This window comes from Streptomyces sp. PR69 (genome assembly GCF_026420845.1).
Classification (GTDB): Bacteria; Actinomycetota; Actinomycetes; order Streptomycetales; family Streptomycetaceae; genus Streptomyces.
The window spans coordinates 61772-78973 of the sequence record NZ_JAOWCB010000024.1 but is presented as its reverse complement, the minus strand read 5'-3'; the positions used below and the strand labels follow the sequence as shown (position 1 = coordinate 78973).

The window sequence follows — 17202 nt, the reverse complement described above, 5'->3', positions numbered from 1 at the left end:
TGCTGCGCACGGGGCCCGCCCTGCGCCTGCGTATGCGAGCCACGAAAGGTAGAGGTCACGCGTCCCGGCGAGGGTCCGGCCCCCGGGCGATTCGCATCAAGGAGCTTTCCACGCCGTGCTCGAAGAGCTGAAAGTCCCTCTTCGTGCGGCCCAGCAACTCCTGTTCCTGAGCCAGACGCGCCTTGAGGCCGCTCACCTGCAGAGCCCACTCGTCGTGCGCGTCCTTCAGGCCGGCCCCCGTCGCCCAGCCCTGGAACTCCCGCTCCGCGTCGTCGGTGGTCTCATCGGCATGGACACCCGCCTTGTCCAGACCGGGACGTATCACTTCCACGAGTGCCTTGATCGCCCCGCGTTTGCCCTGCGCACTGGTCTTGAGGTCAGCCGTGCCGGGGGTGCCACCCGCCCCACTTCCTTGCAGGTCACGGTCATGACCCGCCGCTGCCTCGGCCTTGATCTGTTCCCACTCATCCCAAACCATCGTGATCCACCGTACCCGCGGCTTGCTACGGGTGAGGCGTGGCGACCGCGGCCTGGGGGCGGATGGGGAGGCGGTTGACCGGGCGGCCGGTGGCGGCGCGGACCGCGGAGGCGATGGCCGCCGGGGAGGTGACCACCGGGACGGCGCTCGCCGGTTTCGCGCCGAAGGGGGCCACGACGTCGCGTTCCTCGACGAGTTTGACGATGTGGATGTCCGGAGCGTCCAGGGAGGTGGGGAGGGCGTAGCCGGTGAGGTCGGGGCGGCGGAGGAGGCCGCGGGCGGTGCGGAGGTTTTCGGTGAGGGCCGCGCCGACGCCCTGGGTGACGCCGGCCTCGATGCGGGCGGTCAGCTGAGCGGGATTGAGGACGCGGCCGACGTCCTGGGCGACGGCCATTTCGACGACGCGGACCGAGCCGATCTCGATGTCGACGTCGACGACCGCGCGGACGGCGCAGAAGGCGAGGCCGACGAAGGCGTCGCCCTGGCCGGACTCGTCGAGGGGTTCGGTGGGGTGGGGGCGGCACTGGGCGGTGGCCCACAGCTCCTTGCCGTCCATGGCCTCGGTGACGGTGGTGGACAGCACGCCGTCATATGAGGTGATCTTGCCGTCGGCGATCTGGAGCAGTTCGGTGGACATGCCGAACTTATGGGCCAGGGGCTGCAGCAGCTGGGTGCGCACCATCTTGGCGGCGCGCTCCACCGCGCCGCCCGAGACCCAGGTGTGGCGGCCGTGGGCGGCCGGGCCGGCCGGGGGCTGGTCGGTGTCGACGGGGGCGACGCGTACGTCCTCGATGCCCAGGGTCTCCTGGACGATCTGGCGGGCGAGGGTGGCGAAGCCCTGGCCGGTCTCGACGGCCGCGCAGATGACGGTGGCGACGCCGTCGTGCACCTTGACGGTCGCGGTGGAGACCTCGTCCGCGCCTTCCGCGCCGAGCATATGGACCATGCCGAGGGCGTAGCCGACGCCGCGGCGCACCGCGCCCGGTTCGCCCGCGCCCTCAAGGCCGCCGGGGAGCAGCCAGCCGTCTTCCGGGGTGTCCTTGGGGAGGGGCGGCAGGGGGTAGTCGCGTACGGCGCGCAGGAGTTCGGCCACCGGCGCGGGGCAGGTGACGGTCTGGCCGGTGGGCAGGATGTCGCCGGTCGCCAGCACATTGCGCAGGCGTACCTCGTGCGGCTCCAGGCCCAGCTTGGCGGCCAGCTTGTCCATCTGCGCCTCGTACGCGGCGCAGACCTGCATCGCGCCCTCGCCGCGCACATGGCCGGAGGGCGGGTTGTTCGTGCGGACCGCCCAGCCCTCGACGAAGGCGTGCGGGACGACGTACGGGCCGCAGGCGAAGGCGACAGCGGCGGCGAGGGATTCGGACGAGGAGTCGGCGTACGCGCCTGCGTCGAGGAGGAGCTGGGCCTCGACCTTGACCAGCCGGCCCTCGGTGTCGGCGTGGTGGCGGTAGCGCAGCAGGGTGGGGTGGCGGTGGGCGTGGCCGAGGAAGGACTCCTCGCGGGTGGCGGTCAGTTTGACCGGGCAGCCGGTCTTCAGCGCCAGCAGGCCGAGCGGCAGCTGGAAGCCGGGGTCCTCGCGGTCGCCCGTCGCGCCGGGGACTCCGGTGACGACGACCTTGACCCGGTCCCGTTCCAGTCCGAGGCAGGCGGCCGCCAGATCGCGGTCGCCGTGCGGGTCGGTGGAGGCGGCGTACAGCTCCACCCCGCCGTCCGGACGCGGTACGGCGAGCGCGGCTTCGGCGCCGATGGGGGCGGGGTCCTGGCGGCCGATGCGGTAGAGGCCCTCGACGATCACCTCGCCGACCGCCTCGGGATCGCCGTAGCGCAGCGGGATATGGCGGATGAGGTTGCCGTCGGGGTGCAGCGGTTCGGCGGCGAAGGCCTGTTCGGGGTCGGTGACGGGGTCCAGCACTTCGTACTCGACGGCGATGGCGGCCGCGGCGAGGCGGGCGGTGTCGGGGTGGTCGGCGGCGACCGCGGCGATCGCCTCGCCGTGGTGGCGTACGACGTCGGAGGCGAAGACCGGGCGGTCGGCGATCCGCTTGCCGTACGCCGCGTCGCCGGGAATGTCCTGATGTGTCACCACGGCCCGTACGCCCGGCATCTCCAGCGCGGCGGAGGTGTCGACGGAGACGATGCGGGCGTGGGCGTGCGGGGAGCGCAGTATCGCCGCCCAGAGCAGGCCTTCGGCCCAGAGGTCGGAGGCGTACGGGAAGGTTCCCTCGGTCTTGGCGCGGGCGTCGGCCTGCGGGAGGGACGCGCCGATGCCATGGGCGGCGGGCTCCTGCGGGGGGCCGTCGACCGCCGGGGGCGTCGCGGTGGTGGCCGCGTCGTTGCTCACGCCATGCCTCCGTCGTGCGGGTGGGGGTGCACACTACCTGCGCCGGGCGGCGCCTGGTGCGGAATGCGAGGTTCCGCCACCGCCGGCCCTCTGCCGTGTCCGCTGCCGTGCCCGCTGCCGTCCTCCCGCTCGGCGTCCGCCTCGGCCGCGGCGGCGGCGCTCGCCGCCCGCTCGGCGACCACCTCGCGTACGGCTGCCAGCACGCCCTGATAGCCCGAGCAGCGGCACAGATTGCCGCAGAGCGCCCGGCGGGTCTCCAGGTCGGTGGGCGCGTGGTTGCCTTCGAGGAGGTCATGGACGGTCATGGCCATGCCGGGGATGCAGTAGCCGCACTGGACCGCGCCGCACTTGGCCAGGGCGCGCTGAACGTCGGAGGGTTCGCCGTCCGTGGCGAGCCCCTCGACCGTACGGACCTCGGAGCCGGCGGCGGTGGCGGCCGGCACGAGGCAGGAGGCGACGAGCCGGCCGTCGACCTGGACGTTGCACGCGCCGCACTCGCCCTGCGAGCAGCCGTCCTTCGCACCGGCGAGGCCGAGGCGCTCGCGCAGCACATAGAGGAGCGACTCGCCGATCCAGGCGTCGGTGACGGGGCGGTCTGCGCCGTTGACCCGCAGGACGTACGAGGTGGAGGGGTGCTCGTCGCTCGGCGGGGTCGAGGGCGGGGCGGGCTCCGGGGCGGATTCCGGGCCGGGTTCCGGGCCGGGTTCCGGGGTGGGGGGCGACGCGTGCGTGGAGTCCGGCTCCGGCTCCGGCTGCGGCTGCGGCTGCGGGGACTGGGAGACCGCGGACTCGTCGGGCATCGGCGCGGAAGCCTCCGGCTCCGGGACCGGCTCCGGGACCGCTGCGGCCGCCTCCGGGGCCTCGGGCGCGCAGGCCTCAGGCGCGGGCACGGCGTCCTCGTGCGCCGCCGGCTCCTCCGCCGCCGGCGACGGCTCGTCCGGGGGCACCACGGCAGGCGCGCCGGCTTCGCTCAGCGCATCCGCCCAGGGCGCGGGCGCGCCTCCCGGCAGGGTCGCCGGACGGTCCTGGGCGGGCACCCGGGGGGACGCCTCGGAAGGAGCCGTCGACCAGGGGGCGGGCGCACCGCCGGGCAGCGTCGCGGGCGGCGGCGCACCGCCCCACTGGGAGGCGAAGACAGAGGTCGAGTACTCGCCCGACTCATCCGGCAGATCCCCGTTCGCCACCGGGATCGTCCACTGCCCGGTCAGCTCCGAGGCAGCCGGTGACAGCGGGGACGACGAGGACGGCGACGGGGAGGAGGCCGGGGCGTCCGCGGCCGTCGGCGGCTCCCCCTCGGGGGCCCCCGCCGCTTCCGCGAGGTCCCACTGGCCGGTCGGCTGCGGCGCGGCCCAGCTGGCCGTCGCCGCGGGGTCGAAGTCGGCCGCCGGCGTCAGCGGAGTGATCATCGGCGGCACATAGCCATGGCCCGGGGCCTCCAAGGGCGCCGCGGCGTCCAGCGCACCCCCCTGGGAGTGATCGTCGGCGGGCAGCTGGAAGAAGGCGGTGGCGTCGGCGTCGTACTCGCCGCCCTGGGAGGTCGGCTGCCAGCCGCCCTCCCCCTGCGCGGCGGCCCGGCCCTGTCCTTGCCGCTCGCTCTCGTCGGTGCTCACGACAGCGCCCTCCCCAGTGCTCGACGGGCCAGCGCGGCGACGGTGCGCCGCAGATGCAGTACGGCGGGCGACAGTGCGGGCTGTTCCGCGGCCGCGCCCGCAACCGCGCCCGTGCCCGCGCCCGTGTCTCCGTCCGCACCGGCCGCCGGGGCCGGTTCCGGGTCGGGGATGCACGCGGCCGCGACATAGTCGCCGAAGGCGGACAGCGCCTCGGGGGTGAGCGCGCGCTCGCCGTCCCAGTCGATCAGCGAGGCGATCCAGCGCTCCGCCTCCAGCGGCCGCAGCGGCATCGTGGCGATCGCGCCGACGGCGCAGCGCACGCCGCGGCGGGCCGGGTCGAGGACGACGGCCACGGAGGCGGTGGCGCGGCCGGGGCCGGTGCGGCCGGTGGCTTTCAGGAAAACCTGGGGGGCGTGCAGCAGCGGGACGCGCACCTGGCCGATGAGTTCCGCGGGACCGAGCATCTCGCGGCCGGCCAGCAGATGGGAGACCGGGATCTCGCGACGTGCGCCGCCCGGCCCCGCGATCACCAGGTCGGCTTCGAGGGCGGCCAGCACGGGCAGGGCGTCGCCCGTGGGCGCGGCGGAGGCGATATTGCCGCCGAGCGTCCCCGCGTTGCGGATCTGGGGCGGTCCCGCGGCCCGCGCGGCGGAGGCAAGCGCGGGGATGAGGGCGGCGAAGTCGGGCCGCCCCATGCGGGCGTGGGTCAGGCCCGCGCCCAGCAGGGCGTGGCCGTCCTGGTAGTGCCAGCCGCGGATCTCGCTGATGCGGCCGAGGCCGACGAGTCCCGCGGGGCGGAGCTCGCCTTTGTTGACGGCGGCCATCAGATCGGTGCCGCCTGCGACGGGGACGGCGGCGGGCATGGCGGCGAGCGCCGCCACGGCCTCGTCGAGCGAGACTGGCAGCGTGACGGAGTGCGCCGCCTGCGGTGCGTGCGTGGTCACCCAGATGCCCCTTCCCGGTGTCCCGGCCATCCGTCTGTGAGCCGTACCGTACGTGGCCGTACCGTACGTGCTCACAGCCTGGACGTGGCAACTCTGGCACATCATCCGGACCGGTCGGCGCGAGGGTCCGCGAAGGGCGCATTGAGCCTGAAGTGCCCCGACAGCCTTGCTCGTACCAATAGTCCGGTTTCCCAGACGCCTCGTGCCGGATCGCGGGATCATGGTGTGTGCGACTTGCGACTGTTGTGCGACATGTTCTTGGGGCTGTCCACGGTCGCAGGGCCGGGGTGCGGGCCATGCTCCTTTCCGGGCAGCTCACACGTTTGGGGGCGCGCCCTCGATCGGGCGTCCGAGCGGGCCTGTCACCCCTGCGGGGAGCGGGCGGCGCTGCCAGGGCAACGGGCCGCCGCGCGGGCGGTAGTCGACGCCCAGCGCGTCAAGGCGGGCGTGGTGGGCGGCCATGCGCCGTTCGAACTCCGCGAAGTCGCGTTCGACGGGGTCCGGGAGGGCGGAGCACCAGACGACCTCGGCGAAGGCGGCCAGCCGCGGGAAGACCTGGTAGTCGACGCGGGAACGGTCCTGCATGACCTCCGTCCACACATTGGCCTGTGCGCCGAGGACATGGCGGGCGGCCCCGGGCAGTTCGCGGAGCTCGGGCGGAACAGGTTCAAACCGGTAGACGTCTTCCAGGGTGCGTACATAGCCGATGGGCATGGGTTCTTCCGGGCCTTCGGCCTGCCGGTGGTCCAAGTAGACCTGCTGCTCGGGGCATATGACGACGTCGTGGCCCGCGCGGGCGGCCTCGATGCCGCCCCGGTAGCCGCGCCAGGAGGAGACGGCGGCGCCGGGGGCCAGACCGCCTTCCAGGATCTCGTCCCAGCCGATCAGCCGGCGGCCGCGGGCGGCCAGCCAGCGGTCGAAGTGGCGGATGAACCAGGACTGGAGCCCGTCTTCGTCCGCGAGCCCCAGTTCCCTGATGCGGGCCTGGGCCGTCGGGGACGCCTTCCACTGGTCCTTGGGGCATTCGTCGCCGCCGATGTGGACGAACGGCGAGACGTCGGCCGGGAAGAGGCCGAGGACCTCCTCGAAGACGTCCTCGTAGAAGCGGAGCACGGTGTCAGTGGGGGCGAGTACGTTCGGACTGACGCCCCAGGTGTCCCAGACGGCGAGGGAGGTCGTGTCGATGACGTCGGTGTTGCCGAGTTCCGGATATGCGGCGATGGCCGCCTGCGAGTGGCCCGGGATGTCGATTTCGGGGACGACGCGGATATGCCGCTCCGCCGCGTAGGCGACGATCTCCCGGATGTCGTCCTGGGTGTAGTAGCCGCCGTGCGGGGCGGGGTCCCACAGCTCCGAGGCCCGGTGCCCCCACTGCGTACGGGCGCGCCAGGCGCCGGTGCGCGTCAGCTCGGGATGGCGGGTGATCTCGATACGCCAGCCCTGGTCGTCGGTGAGGTGGAGATGGAGGACGTTGAGCTTGTGGGCGGCGAGCAGATCGAGGTAGCGCATGACGCCGTCCTTGGGCATGAAGTGCCGTGCCACATCGAGCATCAGGCCGCGCCAGCTGAAGCGGGGCGCGTCCTCGATGGTCTGGTGCGGGATGGCGCGGTGCGCGTCGGGGCGCAGCGGTGCGCGGCGGAAGGCGTCGGGGCCGAGGAGCTGACGCAGGGTCTGGGCGCCCCAGAAGACTCCGGCTGGATCGCCGCCGGCGATCTCGACTCCCTCGGCGACGGTGAGCCGGTATCCCTCGGGCGGGAGGCCGGGGTCGAGCCGGAGGGTGACGGTGTCGGCGGCTCCGGGGGTTCCTGGCGGGAGTTCGAGGGCCAGCGCGCCGCCGAGCACGCCGCGCAGCCAGCGCGCGGTGCGATCGGTGCCGGGGGCTGCCGCGAGAGCCGTACGGGCGTTTACGGGGAACGCGACGCCGTGCGGACCGTGGTGCGGATTGTCGTACGGGCCGTACGGGCCGTCGATGTGCGCGGGGGCCGGGATCAGATCCATGGGTGCGGTCCCTTCCACGGGTTCAGTCTGCTCCTTGGGGCGTTGCCAACCTCTTGGAAGAGCCAGACGCGCAGAGTTCCGGTTTTCCTGCCTTCGCCGGGGGTGTTGTCGGAGGTCTGCGGGGCGCAGGCGGCGGCGAGGCCCGTCAGCGCAAGTGCCAGGGCGGGGGCGGCGATGCGGACGGAGAGTTTCATCAGGGGTCCCCTCCAGCATGAGTGTTGCAACATACGCAACGCATGTTTCGCACTGCACAACACGCAGGAGGTTAGAGCCAGGACAAACTTCCGGACAAGAGGTCTCGACCACTCCATGCCCGCACTCCATGACCGGCCGCGCGCCCGCGCCATTCAGGGCCGCCCGCCATGGCCTCCGCAAACACAGACGGCCGCAAACACAGACAGCCCCCGGGTGTGCGCATACGCACACCCGGAGGCCGTCCCCAGCGGTGAGAGGACCGCTACTTCTTGTCCTTGCCGCCCTTGTCCTTGTCGCCGCCGACGCCCATGGACTCGTAGATCTCCTTGCACATCGGGCAGACCGGGTACTTCTTGGGGTCACGCCCCGGCACCCAGACCTTTCCGCACAGTGCCACCACGGGAGTGCCGTCGAGGGCACTCGCCATGATCTTGTCCTTCTGGACGTAGTGGGCGAAGCGCTCGTGGTCGCCATCGCCGTGCGACGTCTCCGGCGTCGGCTCTACGAGGGTTCCCGTGCCTGTCCCGCGCTCGGGCTCAAGAGTGCTCATAAGTGCCAAGGGTACTGAAGCCGCCCGCGATCGGTTCACAGACTCGTTCAGGGACGCGGTTCGGGGCTCGGTCCGGGGGCTGGTCCGGGGAGCGGGCCGGCTCAGTTCAGGGAGGGGTCGTCGGGGTACGTCGCGAACATCGCCAGCTCGCTGCGCTGCCGCCGCAGCACCGCCCGCCACAGCGTCTCGGGGTGCGGCGAGGACACATCGCCCGGCTCGGACTCCACCACGTACCACGCGCCGTCGCCCAGCTCGTCCTCCAGCTGGCCGGGGCCCCAGCCCGCATATCCGGCGAAGATCCGCAGCGAGCCCAGCGCCGCGCCGAGCAGCTCCGGCGGGGCCTCCAGATCCACGATGCCGATGGCCCCGTGCACCCGCCGCCATCCCAAAGGCCCCTCGTCGCCCGGGATCACGGCGACGCCGAGCGCCGAGTCGAGGGAGACCGGGCCGCCCTGGAAGACGACGCCCGGCTCGCCCGCGAGATCCGCCCAGGACTCCAGGATGTCCCCGACCCCGACCGGCGTCGGACGGTTCAGCACGACGCCGAGCGAGCCCTCGTCATCGTGGTCGAGCAGCAGCACCACCGCCCGGTCGAAGTTCGGATCGGCCAGGGCGGGGGTGGCGACGAGCAGCCGGCCTGTGAGCGAGGACACCTCGGTCATGCCGACATGATCCCGCATCTTCGGCCCCGGTGGGGGGCTCATGGCCGAGCGCACACCAGACCGCCTGCCACTGGACGTATGAGCGCAGCTCAGCCCCGACCGCGAAGGATCTCGTCGCCGCCTGGCCCGTCCGAAACGGTCACGCTCGGCAAGACGCGGCGAACAGAAAGTGTTGTGCCGGATTCATTACATTCCCATACACGTCTTGGCCGTACAGGACGCGGGTAGAAGCCCCTTAATCTTTTCTCTGGCCCTGCCCGACCTCCCCTCGCCCGCCGAGGGGAGCTCTTTCGGAACGCGAGATTCATGACCGGCACAGACGATGTACTGCTTGTCCACGGCGGCACCCCGCTCGAGGGCGAGATCCGCGTCCGGGGCGCGAAGAACCTCGTGCCCAAGGCGATGGTCGCCGCCCTGCTCGGCAGCGAGCCGAGCCGCCTTCGCAATGTGCCCGACATCCGTGACGTCCGCGTGGTGCGCGGTCTGCTCCAGCTGCACGGGGTGACGGTCCGCCCCGGCGACGAGCCGGGCGAGCTGGTGCTCGACCCGACGTATGTGGAGAGCGCCAATGTCGCGGACATCGATGCGCACGCCGGTTCCTCGCGCATCCCGATCCTGTTCTGCGGCCCGCTGCTGCACCGCCTCGGCCATGCCTTCATCCCCGGTCTCGGCGGCTGCGACATCGGCGGCCGGCCGATCGACTTCCACTTCGACGTGCTCCGGCAGTTCGGCGCGACGATCGAGAAGCGCGCGGACGGCCAGTTCCTGGAGGCCCCGCAGCGGCTGCGCGGCACCAAGATCCGGCTGCCGTACCCGTCCGTGGGCGCGACCGAGCAGGTGCTGCTCACCGCCGTGCTGGCGGAGGGCGTGACGGAGCTGTCGAACGCGGCGGTGGAGCCGGAGATCGAGGACCTCATCTGCGTACTGCAGAAGATGGGCGCGATCATCGCGATGGACACCGACCGCACGATCCGGATCACCGGTGTGGACAAGCTCGGCGGATACACCCACCGGGCGCTCCCGGACCGTCTGGAGTCGGCGTCCTGGGCGTCGGCGGCGCTCGCCACCGAGGGCAACATCTATGTGCGCGGCGCACAGCAGCGCTCCATGATGACCTTCCTCAACACCTACCGGAAGGTCGGCGGCGCGTTCGAGATCGACGACGAGGGCATCCGCTTCTGGCACCCGGGCGGCTCGCTGAACGCGATCGCCCTGGAGACCGACGTCCACCCCGGTTTCCAGACCGACTGGCAGCAGCCGCTGGTGGTGGCGCTCACCCAGGCGGCGGGGCTGTCGATCGTCCACGAGACGGTGTACGAGTCGCGGCTCGGCTTCACCTCCGCGCTGAACCAGATGGGCGCGCACATCCAGCTGTACCGGGAGTGTCTGGGCGGCTCCGACTGCCGCTTCGGCCAGCGCAACTTCCTGCATTCCGCGGTCGTCTCCGGCCCCACCAGGCTGCAGGGCGCGGACCTGGTCATCCCCGACCTGCGGGGCGGCTTCTCGTATCTGATCGCGGCGCTGGCGGCGCAGGGGCCGTCACGGGTGCACGGGATCGAGCTGATCAACCGCGGCTATGAGAACTTCATGGCGAAGCTGGAGAAGCTGGGCGCGAAGGTGGAGCTGCCGGGCGGCGGCACGCTGTCGTAGCACCGGGGGCTTCAGCCCCCAGTTGCGAAAAGGGCGGCCACCCCATGGGGTGGCCGCCCTTTTCGTGTCACAGGGACTTACTTGCCCTTGGCGGCTTCCTTGAGCTTGGAGCCCGCGGAGACCTTCACGCTGTACCCGGCCGGAATGTTGATCGGCTCGCCGGTCTGCGGGTTACGAGCGGTGCGAGCGGCACGGTGGGTGCGCTCGAAGGTCAGGAATCCGGGGATGGTGACCTTCTCGTCGCCCTTGGCGACGATCTCGCCGACGGTCTCGGCAAAGGCGGCCAGCACAGCGTCGGCGTCCTTGCGGGTCACCTCGGCGCGGTCGGCCAGCGCGGCCACCAACTCACTGCGGTTCATGTTGTTACTCCCGTGTTCTTCTTGCCTGTGAGGCGTGAGATCGAAGCCGATGCTGCCAGGGCCCTAGGACAGTCCCCGGACCCGGGTCTGCCGTCAGACCCTCGCGCCCAAATACGCATCCTGCCCCCACCAGCGGCGGGAAAGCCAATCCGGCACCCTTCGGAGTCACACGAAAAGCCCCGGAGCCCCGCCGTGGTGACGTTCCGTCTACTTCCCGGGAACTGCGCGGAGCCGAGCGGCGGCGGAGCCGTACGACGCCGTGCGGTCCCCAGCGCGCGGCATATGAGCGCAGGGCTCATGGTCCGCCACACTAGAGCGGCCGAAGGGGGGCCGTGCCCCGCGACGCGCCGGGGGTCACGCCGATGTGGGGCCTTCCACAGCAGTTCGAGGGCCCCGCGGCCACAAGCCGCCCGCGGGCGGAGGCCGGGCCCGCGCCGGACGCGGTCAGGCCGGAGCGGCCGCCCGTCAGGCCGGAGCAGCCGCCCCCGCGGCCCTGGCCGCGTTCCGCACCGCTCCCGCGACCGCGCCCGCGACCTTGTCGTTGAAGACGGACGGGATGATGTAGTTCGGGTTCAGCTCGTCCTCGGTGACCACGTCCGCCAGCGCCGTGGCCGCGGCGAGCATCATTTCCGTGTTGACGGTGCGGGACTGAGCGTCCAGCAGACCGCGGAAGACGCCCGGGAACACCAGCACGTTGTTGATCTGGTTGGGGAAGTCCGAACGGCCGGTGGCGACGACTGCCGCGGTCTGGCGGGCGATCGCCGGGTCCACCTCGGGGTCCGGATTCGCGAGCGCGAAGACGACGGCGTCGTCCGCCATGGCCGCCACGTCCTGGGCGCCGAGCACATTCGGGGCGGAGACGCCGATGAAGACGTCCGCGCCGGCGACGGCCTCCTTGAGGGTGCCGGTGATGCCGTCGGGGTTGGTGTTGTCGGCGATCCAGCGCAGCGGGGAGTCCTCGGCGGCGTCCACCAGGTCGGCGCGTCCCGCGTGCACGACGCCGTGGATGTCGGCCACCACGGCGTGCTTGACGCCCGCGGCGAGGAGCAGCTTCAGGATGGCCGTACCGGCCGCGCCCGCGCCGGACATGACGACCCGTACGTCCCCGATCGCCTTGCCCACCACGCGCAGCGCGTTGGTCAGGGCGGCGAGCACCACGATGGCGGTGCCGTGCTGGTCGTCGTGGAAGACGGGGATGTCCAGGGCCTCACGCAGCCGCGCCTCGATCTCGAAGCAGCGGGGCGCGGAGATGTCCTCAAGGTTGATGCCCGCGAAGCCGGGGGCGATCGCCTTGACGATCTCGACGATGGCGTCGGTGTCCTGGGTGTCCAGGCAGAGCGGCCAGGCGTCGATGCCGGCGAAGCGCTTGAAAAGGGCCGCCTTGCCCTCCATGACGGGCAGCGCGGCCTTGGGGCCGATGTTGCCGAGGCCCAGCACCGCGGAGCCGTCCGTCACGACCGCAACGGAGTTGCGCTTGATGGTCAGCCGGCGGGCGTCCTCGGGGTTCTCGGCGATCGCCATGCACACCCGGGCCACGCCCGGCGTGTAGACCATGGAGAGGTCGTCGCGGTTGCGGATGGGGTGCTTGGACGCCATCTCGATCTTGCCGCCGAGGTGCATCAGGAACGTACGGTCGGAGACCTTGCCGAGGACGACGCCCTCGATCTTGCGCAGCTCCTCGACGATCTCGTCGGCGTGCGCCGTGGAGGAGGCGGCGATCGTGACGTCGATGCGCAGCTTCTCGTGGCCGGAAGCGGTCACGTCCAGACCGGTCACGGAGCCGCCGGAGGACTCCACGGCCGTGGTGAGCTGGGAGACCGCGGTTCCGCTCGCGGGCACCTCCAGCCGGACCGTCATCGAGTACGAGACGCTGGGCGCCGTTGCCATGACCGGGTTCCTCTGCTTTCCCTAGCTTCGTTGCTATGCGGCCGTGGCCTGTATTGCCCGGCGACGCTTACCGATGTTCGCACCTACCAGCTGGTAGCCGGTAACGGCGAATAACTTCGGAAAACATCTTCCACCATACGAGATTCGATCTCGCAGGGGAACAGTCGACGGGAGAAACAACGGGAGAAACAGGAGAAACGAAACAGGTCCGCGCCACCGGCGGGTGACGCGGACCTGTCCCATTGACACATCACAAGAGAAACGGCACCGACCCGCCATGCTCGCCTCGCGGCAAGTGGTCGCTCGAAGCGACGAAGGTTGGGCCCGGGGGCTTGGATCGGGCCGATGCCACACCCAGGCTAACAAACACCTCGGGGATGCGATTCCCGGACGAGGAAAGGCGGGAGGACAAACGGGAAGGGCGAGCAGAGGCCAAGCGGAGGACAAGGGAGAGGGCAGGGGAGGGCAGGGAAGAGGGCAGGGGGACAAGGAGTTGACTGCGGATCAGGCCACGGCGCACCCGGCCGGGGGCTTTAGTCCCGCAGCAGATCCGGCACCCCGCCCCCGTCCGGCTCGTCGCGCCGCCCCGAGACCACGGTGAGCTGCTGCGTCGCCCGCGTCAGCGCCACGTACAGCACCCGCAGCCCGGCCGGGGACTCGTCCGCGATCTCCGCGGGTGAGACGACCACCGTCGCGTCGTACTCCAGCCCCTTCGCCTCCAGCGAACCCAGCGCGACTGCCCGCTCGCCCAGACCGGCCAGCCAGCGTGCGGCCTCCCGCCTGCGCTGCATGGCGACGACGACGCCGACCGTGCCGTCCACCCGCTCCAGCAGCCGCAGCGCCTCCGCCCGTACGGCCGCCCCCAGCGCCTCGCCGTCCCGCACCACGGTGAAGCGGGGCTCCACGCCGGTGGAGCGGACCGCGGCCGGGGCCTCGGCTCCCGGCATGGCCAGCGCCAGCACCTTGGCGGCCAGCTCGGCGATCTCCGCCGGGTTGCGGTAGTTCACGGTGAGGTTGAAGCGCCGGCGCGGACGGCTGCCCAGCGCCTCGTCACGGGCCTCGGCGGCCTCGTCCGGCGAGGACCAGGACGACTGCGCCGGGTCGCCCACGACCGTCCAGGTGGCATGGCGGCCGCGGCGGCCGACCATGCGCCACTGCATGGGGGTGAGGTCCTGCGCCTCGTCGACGATGACATGTGCGTACTCGGTGCGCTCCGCCGCCAGCCGCTCGGCCCGCTCCCGCTGGGTCTCCTCCCGCCGCGGCATCAGCTCCTCCAGACCGGTGAGCTGCTCCAGCGGGTCGGCCTCGCGCTTCCTGCGGGGGCGCGCCGGGGCCCCGAGGAGCGTCTGGAGCTCGTCCAGCAGCGCCACGTCGTGCACGGACAGCTCGTCGCGGCGCAGCGAGCGGGCCACCCTGCGCACCTCGCCGGGGTTGAGCACACGGCGGGCCCAGCGCCCGAGCTGCCGCTCGTCGGCCATGGCCGAGAGCACGCCCCGCGGGGTGAGCTCCGGCCACCAGGCGTTGAGGAAGTCCAGGAAGGAGTCCTCGGCGCTGACGTCCTCGTCGAAGGAGGACCGCAGCTCGGCGGCGAGTTCGGGGTCGGTGTGCCGGGCGGCGGCCCCGGACTTGGCGTACAGGGCGTCAAGCAGCAGCCGGCGGGCGCGCGGGCGCAGCAGGTTGACGGGCGCGGTGCCGCCGAGGATGTTCTGGCGGATGCGCTTCAGCTCGTCCGCGTCCAGCTCGATGCGGCGGCCGAAGGCGACGACGCGGAGCCGCTCGGGGGTCCCGCCCCGTTCCAGGGCGCCGCGGGCGGCCTTGCGCAGGACCTTCACCATCCGCGCCGAGCCCTTGGCGCGGGCGACGGCGGGATCGTCGTATGCGGTGGCCTCCGCGCCGTCCACCAGGCTGCCCAGCGCCCGGATGGCGACCTGCCCCTCCTCGCCCAGCGAGGGCAGCACGCCCTCGGTGTAGGCGACGAGCAGCGGGGTCGGGGAGACGATCAGGATGCCGCCCGCGTACCGCCTGCGGTCCTGGTAGAGCAGATACGCGGCCCGGTGCAGCGCGACGGCCGTCTTGCCGGTGCCGGGGCCGCCCTCGACCTGGGTCACGGAGGCCGCGGGGGCGCGGATCACCAGGTCCTGTTCTGCCTGGATGGAGGAGACGATGTCCCGCATGGTGTGGCTGCGGGCCTGGCCGAGGGCCGCCATCAGCGCTCCGTCGCCGACGGCTGGAAGCTCTGCGCCGTCCAGGGTGGCGGTCAGCTCGGGGCGCATCAGGTCGTCCTCGACGCCGAGGACCTTGCGGCCCTTGGAGCGGATGACGCGGCGGCGTACCACCCGGCCGGGGTCGACCGGGGTGGAGCGGTAGAAGGGCGCGGCGGCGGGGGCCCGCCAGTCGATCACCAGCGGGGCGTATTCGGCGTCCAGGACGCCGATGCGGCCGATGTGCAGGGTCTCGCCGATCTCCGCGGTGTTGTCCGGCCCGATCGCGTCGTCGGCGGGCTCGACGGAGGTGTACGCGCCGTCGGGGCCCTTCTTGCCGTCCTTGCCGTACAGCAGGTCGATACGGCCGAAGAGGAAGTCCTCGAATTCGCTGTTCAGGCGGTTGAGGTGGACGCCGGCCCGGAAAACCTGGGCGTCCCGCTCGGCGAGCGCTCCGGGCGTGCCGACCTGGCCGCGCTTGGCGGCGTCGTCCATGAGGAACTCCGCCTCGTGGATCTTCTCCTCAAGGCGGCGGTACACCTTGTCCAGATGTTCCTGTTCGACCGCGATCTCACGGTCGCGGACCGAGTCGACGGCGGTATCGTGCGCGGCCACCGTGGGCCCCCTTCTGACGTGCGCTGGGCAGCCGTCAACCGTACGCCAAGGGGGCGGGTCTGTCAGGCGTCCACCTCCACCAGGCGCTCGCCTTCGAAGGTGCGCACCTCGAAGTGATCGATGTCGTTCCGCTCCATGGCCGCGCCGCCCTGCACATAGAGCGGGTCCTTGGCGCTCTTGTGCTGGCTGCCGGGGATGCCGTATCCCCACTCCGGGACGGCCCAGGAGGTGACGACCTCCTCCTCGCCGGTCTTGGAGACGGCGACGAGGCTGCACCGCAGCGGGCCCTTGACGTTCTTCAGCTCCAGCACCGCGCGGGTGCCCCAGGCCTTGTCCTGCATGCCGACGACGGCGCTGACCTTGGTCGTCGGGTCCGTGGCCCGGATCTGCTCGTCCGTGCCCTCGAAGGCCGTCTCCCCGGTCGGCTCCCCCGCGGCGTTGCGCCCGCCCGCTCCCGCGTCGTCGGCAGTGACCACGACCGCGACGGTGGGGCCGCCGATGACCAGCGCCGCGGCCGCGGCGACCAGATACAGGCCGCGCTTGCGCCGCCGGTCCCGCTTGACGGCGACCTCGCCGAGGAGTCCGTCGAGCATCCTGGGGCCGGGCTGCTGGGGGACGGCGGAGCGGCGTGCGGAGGAGCGGCCGCCGGAGCGGTTGGCAGAACGATCGGCAGGGCGGTTGCCGGACCTGCGTCCGCCGGCTCTCTGCTGGAAGTCCGGAAGGCCCGGCACCGACGACATATCACGCATCCCGGGCAGCGGCCCCATGCCCTGCGTCAGACCGGACGCCGCCGGGCCTGTGTCCGCCGCGCCCTGATCCGGTACGCCGGGCAGTCCGGGGGCGCCCGGCTCCTGCTGCTGCGGCGGCGGGGCCGGGGCGTGGGCCTCGGCCAGCATCGCCAGCATCGGCTCGATCCCGGAGAACTCCTCCAGATGGGCCGCGCAGATGTCGCAGCCCGCCAGATGCGCCTCGAAGGCGGTGGCCTCGGCGTCGTCCAGGATGCCCAGCACATACGCGCCGACGGTGTCGTGGATGGACTCCTGTTCCTGCCCGGGCTCCTGCCGTGGCTCATATGTGTTCATGCCGTGACCCCCCTCTCTTCCAGAGCGAGCTTCATGGAACGGAGCGCATAGAACACTCGGGACCGCACCGTCCCGCTGGGTATGCCGAGCGTCTCGGCCGCCTCATTGACCGTGCGCCCCTTGAAGTATGTCTCGACCAGGACTTCCCGGTGAGCGGGCGTCAAATCATCGAGCGCATCTGAGAGCGTCATCAGCCACAACGCCTTGTCGATCTCGTCCTCCGCGGGCATGACCTCAAGCGGTGCCGGATCGACCTCCTGCGGCCGGGCCTGCCGGCTGCGGTGACCGTCGATGACGATGCGCCGGGCGACCGTCACCAGCCAGGGTCTGACAGAGCCGGTGGCCCGATTGAGCTGACCGGCGTTCTTCCAGGCACGGATGAGCGTCTCCTGCACCACGTCCTCGGCACGCTGGCGGTCGCCGGCGACAAGACGCAGCACATAGGCGAGCAACGGCCCCGCGTGCTCACGATAGAGCGCACGCATCAACTCCTCGTCGGGGACTGCGGTGACGGTGGAGTCGACACGTCGCTTCTCGCTGCGATGGCGGGCCCGTTGCGGACGGTCATCGGCCACGGCGGCATCCTTGCGCAACCTGAACCTCCCGGTCGAGACCCTGTTGACAGTCGGC

Annotated in this window: 13 protein-coding genes and 1 pseudogene; 1 reads left to right on the top strand and 13 read right to left on the bottom strand. The window is 72.0% G+C overall.

What is annotated here, in order from left to right:
• Positions 1-55: 55 nt before the first annotated feature.
• The 8 genes and pseudogenes from OF819_RS21445 to OF819_RS21410 all read right to left on the bottom strand — a co-directional run bounded on the left by OF819_RS21445 (position 56) and on the right by OF819_RS21410 (position 8778).
• The gene (locus tag OF819_RS21445; protein WP_267245233.1) at positions 56-478 is read right to left on the bottom strand and encodes a hypothetical protein; all 423 of its coding nucleotides are present in this window, start codon (positions 476-478) and stop codon (positions 56-58) included.
• 25 nt (positions 479-503) lie between these two features.
• Positions 504-2819 (bottom strand): xanthine dehydrogenase family protein molybdopterin-binding subunit, encoded by a 2316-nt coding sequence (locus OF819_RS21440; protein WP_267245232.1) that lies wholly within the window; start codon positions 2817-2819, stop codon positions 504-506.
• A complete protein-coding gene (locus OF819_RS21435) occupies positions 2816-4429 on the bottom strand; it encodes a 2Fe-2S iron-sulfur cluster-binding protein (RefSeq protein ID WP_267245231.1) in 1614 nt (537 codons plus the stop codon). The genes OF819_RS21440 and OF819_RS21435 overlap by 4 nt, the downstream gene beginning before the upstream one ends.
• Positions 4426-5373 (bottom strand): FAD binding domain-containing protein, encoded by a 948-nt coding sequence (locus tag OF819_RS21430; protein WP_267245230.1) that lies wholly within the window; start codon positions 5371-5373, stop codon positions 4426-4428. Before OF819_RS21430 ends, OF819_RS21435 begins: the two co-directional genes overlap by 4 nt.
• A gap of 315 nt (positions 5374-5688) precedes the next feature.
• Positions 5689-7371 (bottom strand): beta-N-acetylhexosaminidase, encoded by a 1683-nt coding sequence (locus OF819_RS21425; protein WP_267245255.1) that lies wholly within the window; start codon positions 7369-7371, stop codon positions 5689-5691.
• A gap of 23 nt (positions 7372-7394) precedes the next feature.
• Positions 7395-7565: pseudogene (locus OF819_RS21420) on the bottom strand (ABC transporter substrate-binding protein); the annotation flags it as partial.
• A 263-nt stretch (positions 7566-7828) separates the two neighbouring features.
• The gene (locus OF819_RS21415) at positions 7829-8116 is read right to left on the bottom strand and encodes a DUF3039 domain-containing protein (RefSeq protein WP_267245229.1); all 288 of its coding nucleotides are present in this window, start codon (positions 8114-8116) and stop codon (positions 7829-7831) included.
• A 101-nt stretch (positions 8117-8217) separates the two neighbouring features.
• The gene (locus OF819_RS21410) at positions 8218-8778 is read right to left on the bottom strand and encodes a YqgE/AlgH family protein (protein WP_267245228.1); all 561 of its coding nucleotides are present in this window, start codon (positions 8776-8778) and stop codon (positions 8218-8220) included.
• A 306-nt stretch (positions 8779-9084) separates the two neighbouring features.
• Between OF819_RS21410 and murA the strand changes: the two genes are divergently transcribed.
• Complete coding sequence (murA, locus tag OF819_RS21405; RefSeq protein WP_267245227.1) at positions 9085-10428, top strand: UDP-N-acetylglucosamine 1-carboxyvinyltransferase; 1344 nt, start codon at positions 9085-9087, stop codon at positions 10426-10428.
• Positions 10429-10505: 77 nt separating this feature from the next.
• On the opposite strand, the gene OF819_RS21400 is transcribed toward murA, so the two are convergent.
• From OF819_RS21400 to OF819_RS21380, 5 genes are all read right to left on the bottom strand, one after another.
• Positions 10506-10787 carry an HU family DNA-binding protein gene (locus tag OF819_RS21400; protein WP_016645140.1) on the bottom strand — a complete coding sequence of 94 codons (282 nt, stop codon included), beginning with the start codon at positions 10785-10787 and terminating at the stop codon, positions 10506-10508.
• 465 nt (positions 10788-11252) lie between these two features.
• Positions 11253-12674: an NAD-dependent malic enzyme gene (locus OF819_RS21395; protein WP_267245226.1), complete on the bottom strand. Its 1422-nt coding sequence runs from the start codon at positions 12672-12674 to the stop codon at positions 11253-11255.
• Between the two features lie 533 nt (positions 12675-13207).
• Positions 13208-15490, bottom strand: coding sequence for a HelD family protein (locus OF819_RS21390; protein ID WP_267245225.1), 2283 nt, complete (start codon positions 15488-15490; stop codon positions 13208-13210).
• Positions 15491-15552: 62 nt separating this feature from the next.
• Positions 15553-16572 (bottom strand): zf-HC2 domain-containing protein, encoded by a 1020-nt coding sequence (locus tag OF819_RS21385; RefSeq protein WP_267245224.1) that lies wholly within the window; start codon positions 16570-16572, stop codon positions 15553-15555.
• Positions 16569-17165, bottom strand: coding sequence for a sigma-70 family RNA polymerase sigma factor (locus OF819_RS21380; protein WP_267245223.1), 597 nt, complete (start codon positions 17163-17165; stop codon positions 16569-16571). Before OF819_RS21380 ends, OF819_RS21385 begins: the two co-directional genes overlap by 4 nt.
• Between the last annotated feature and the right edge of the window lie 37 nt (positions 17166-17202).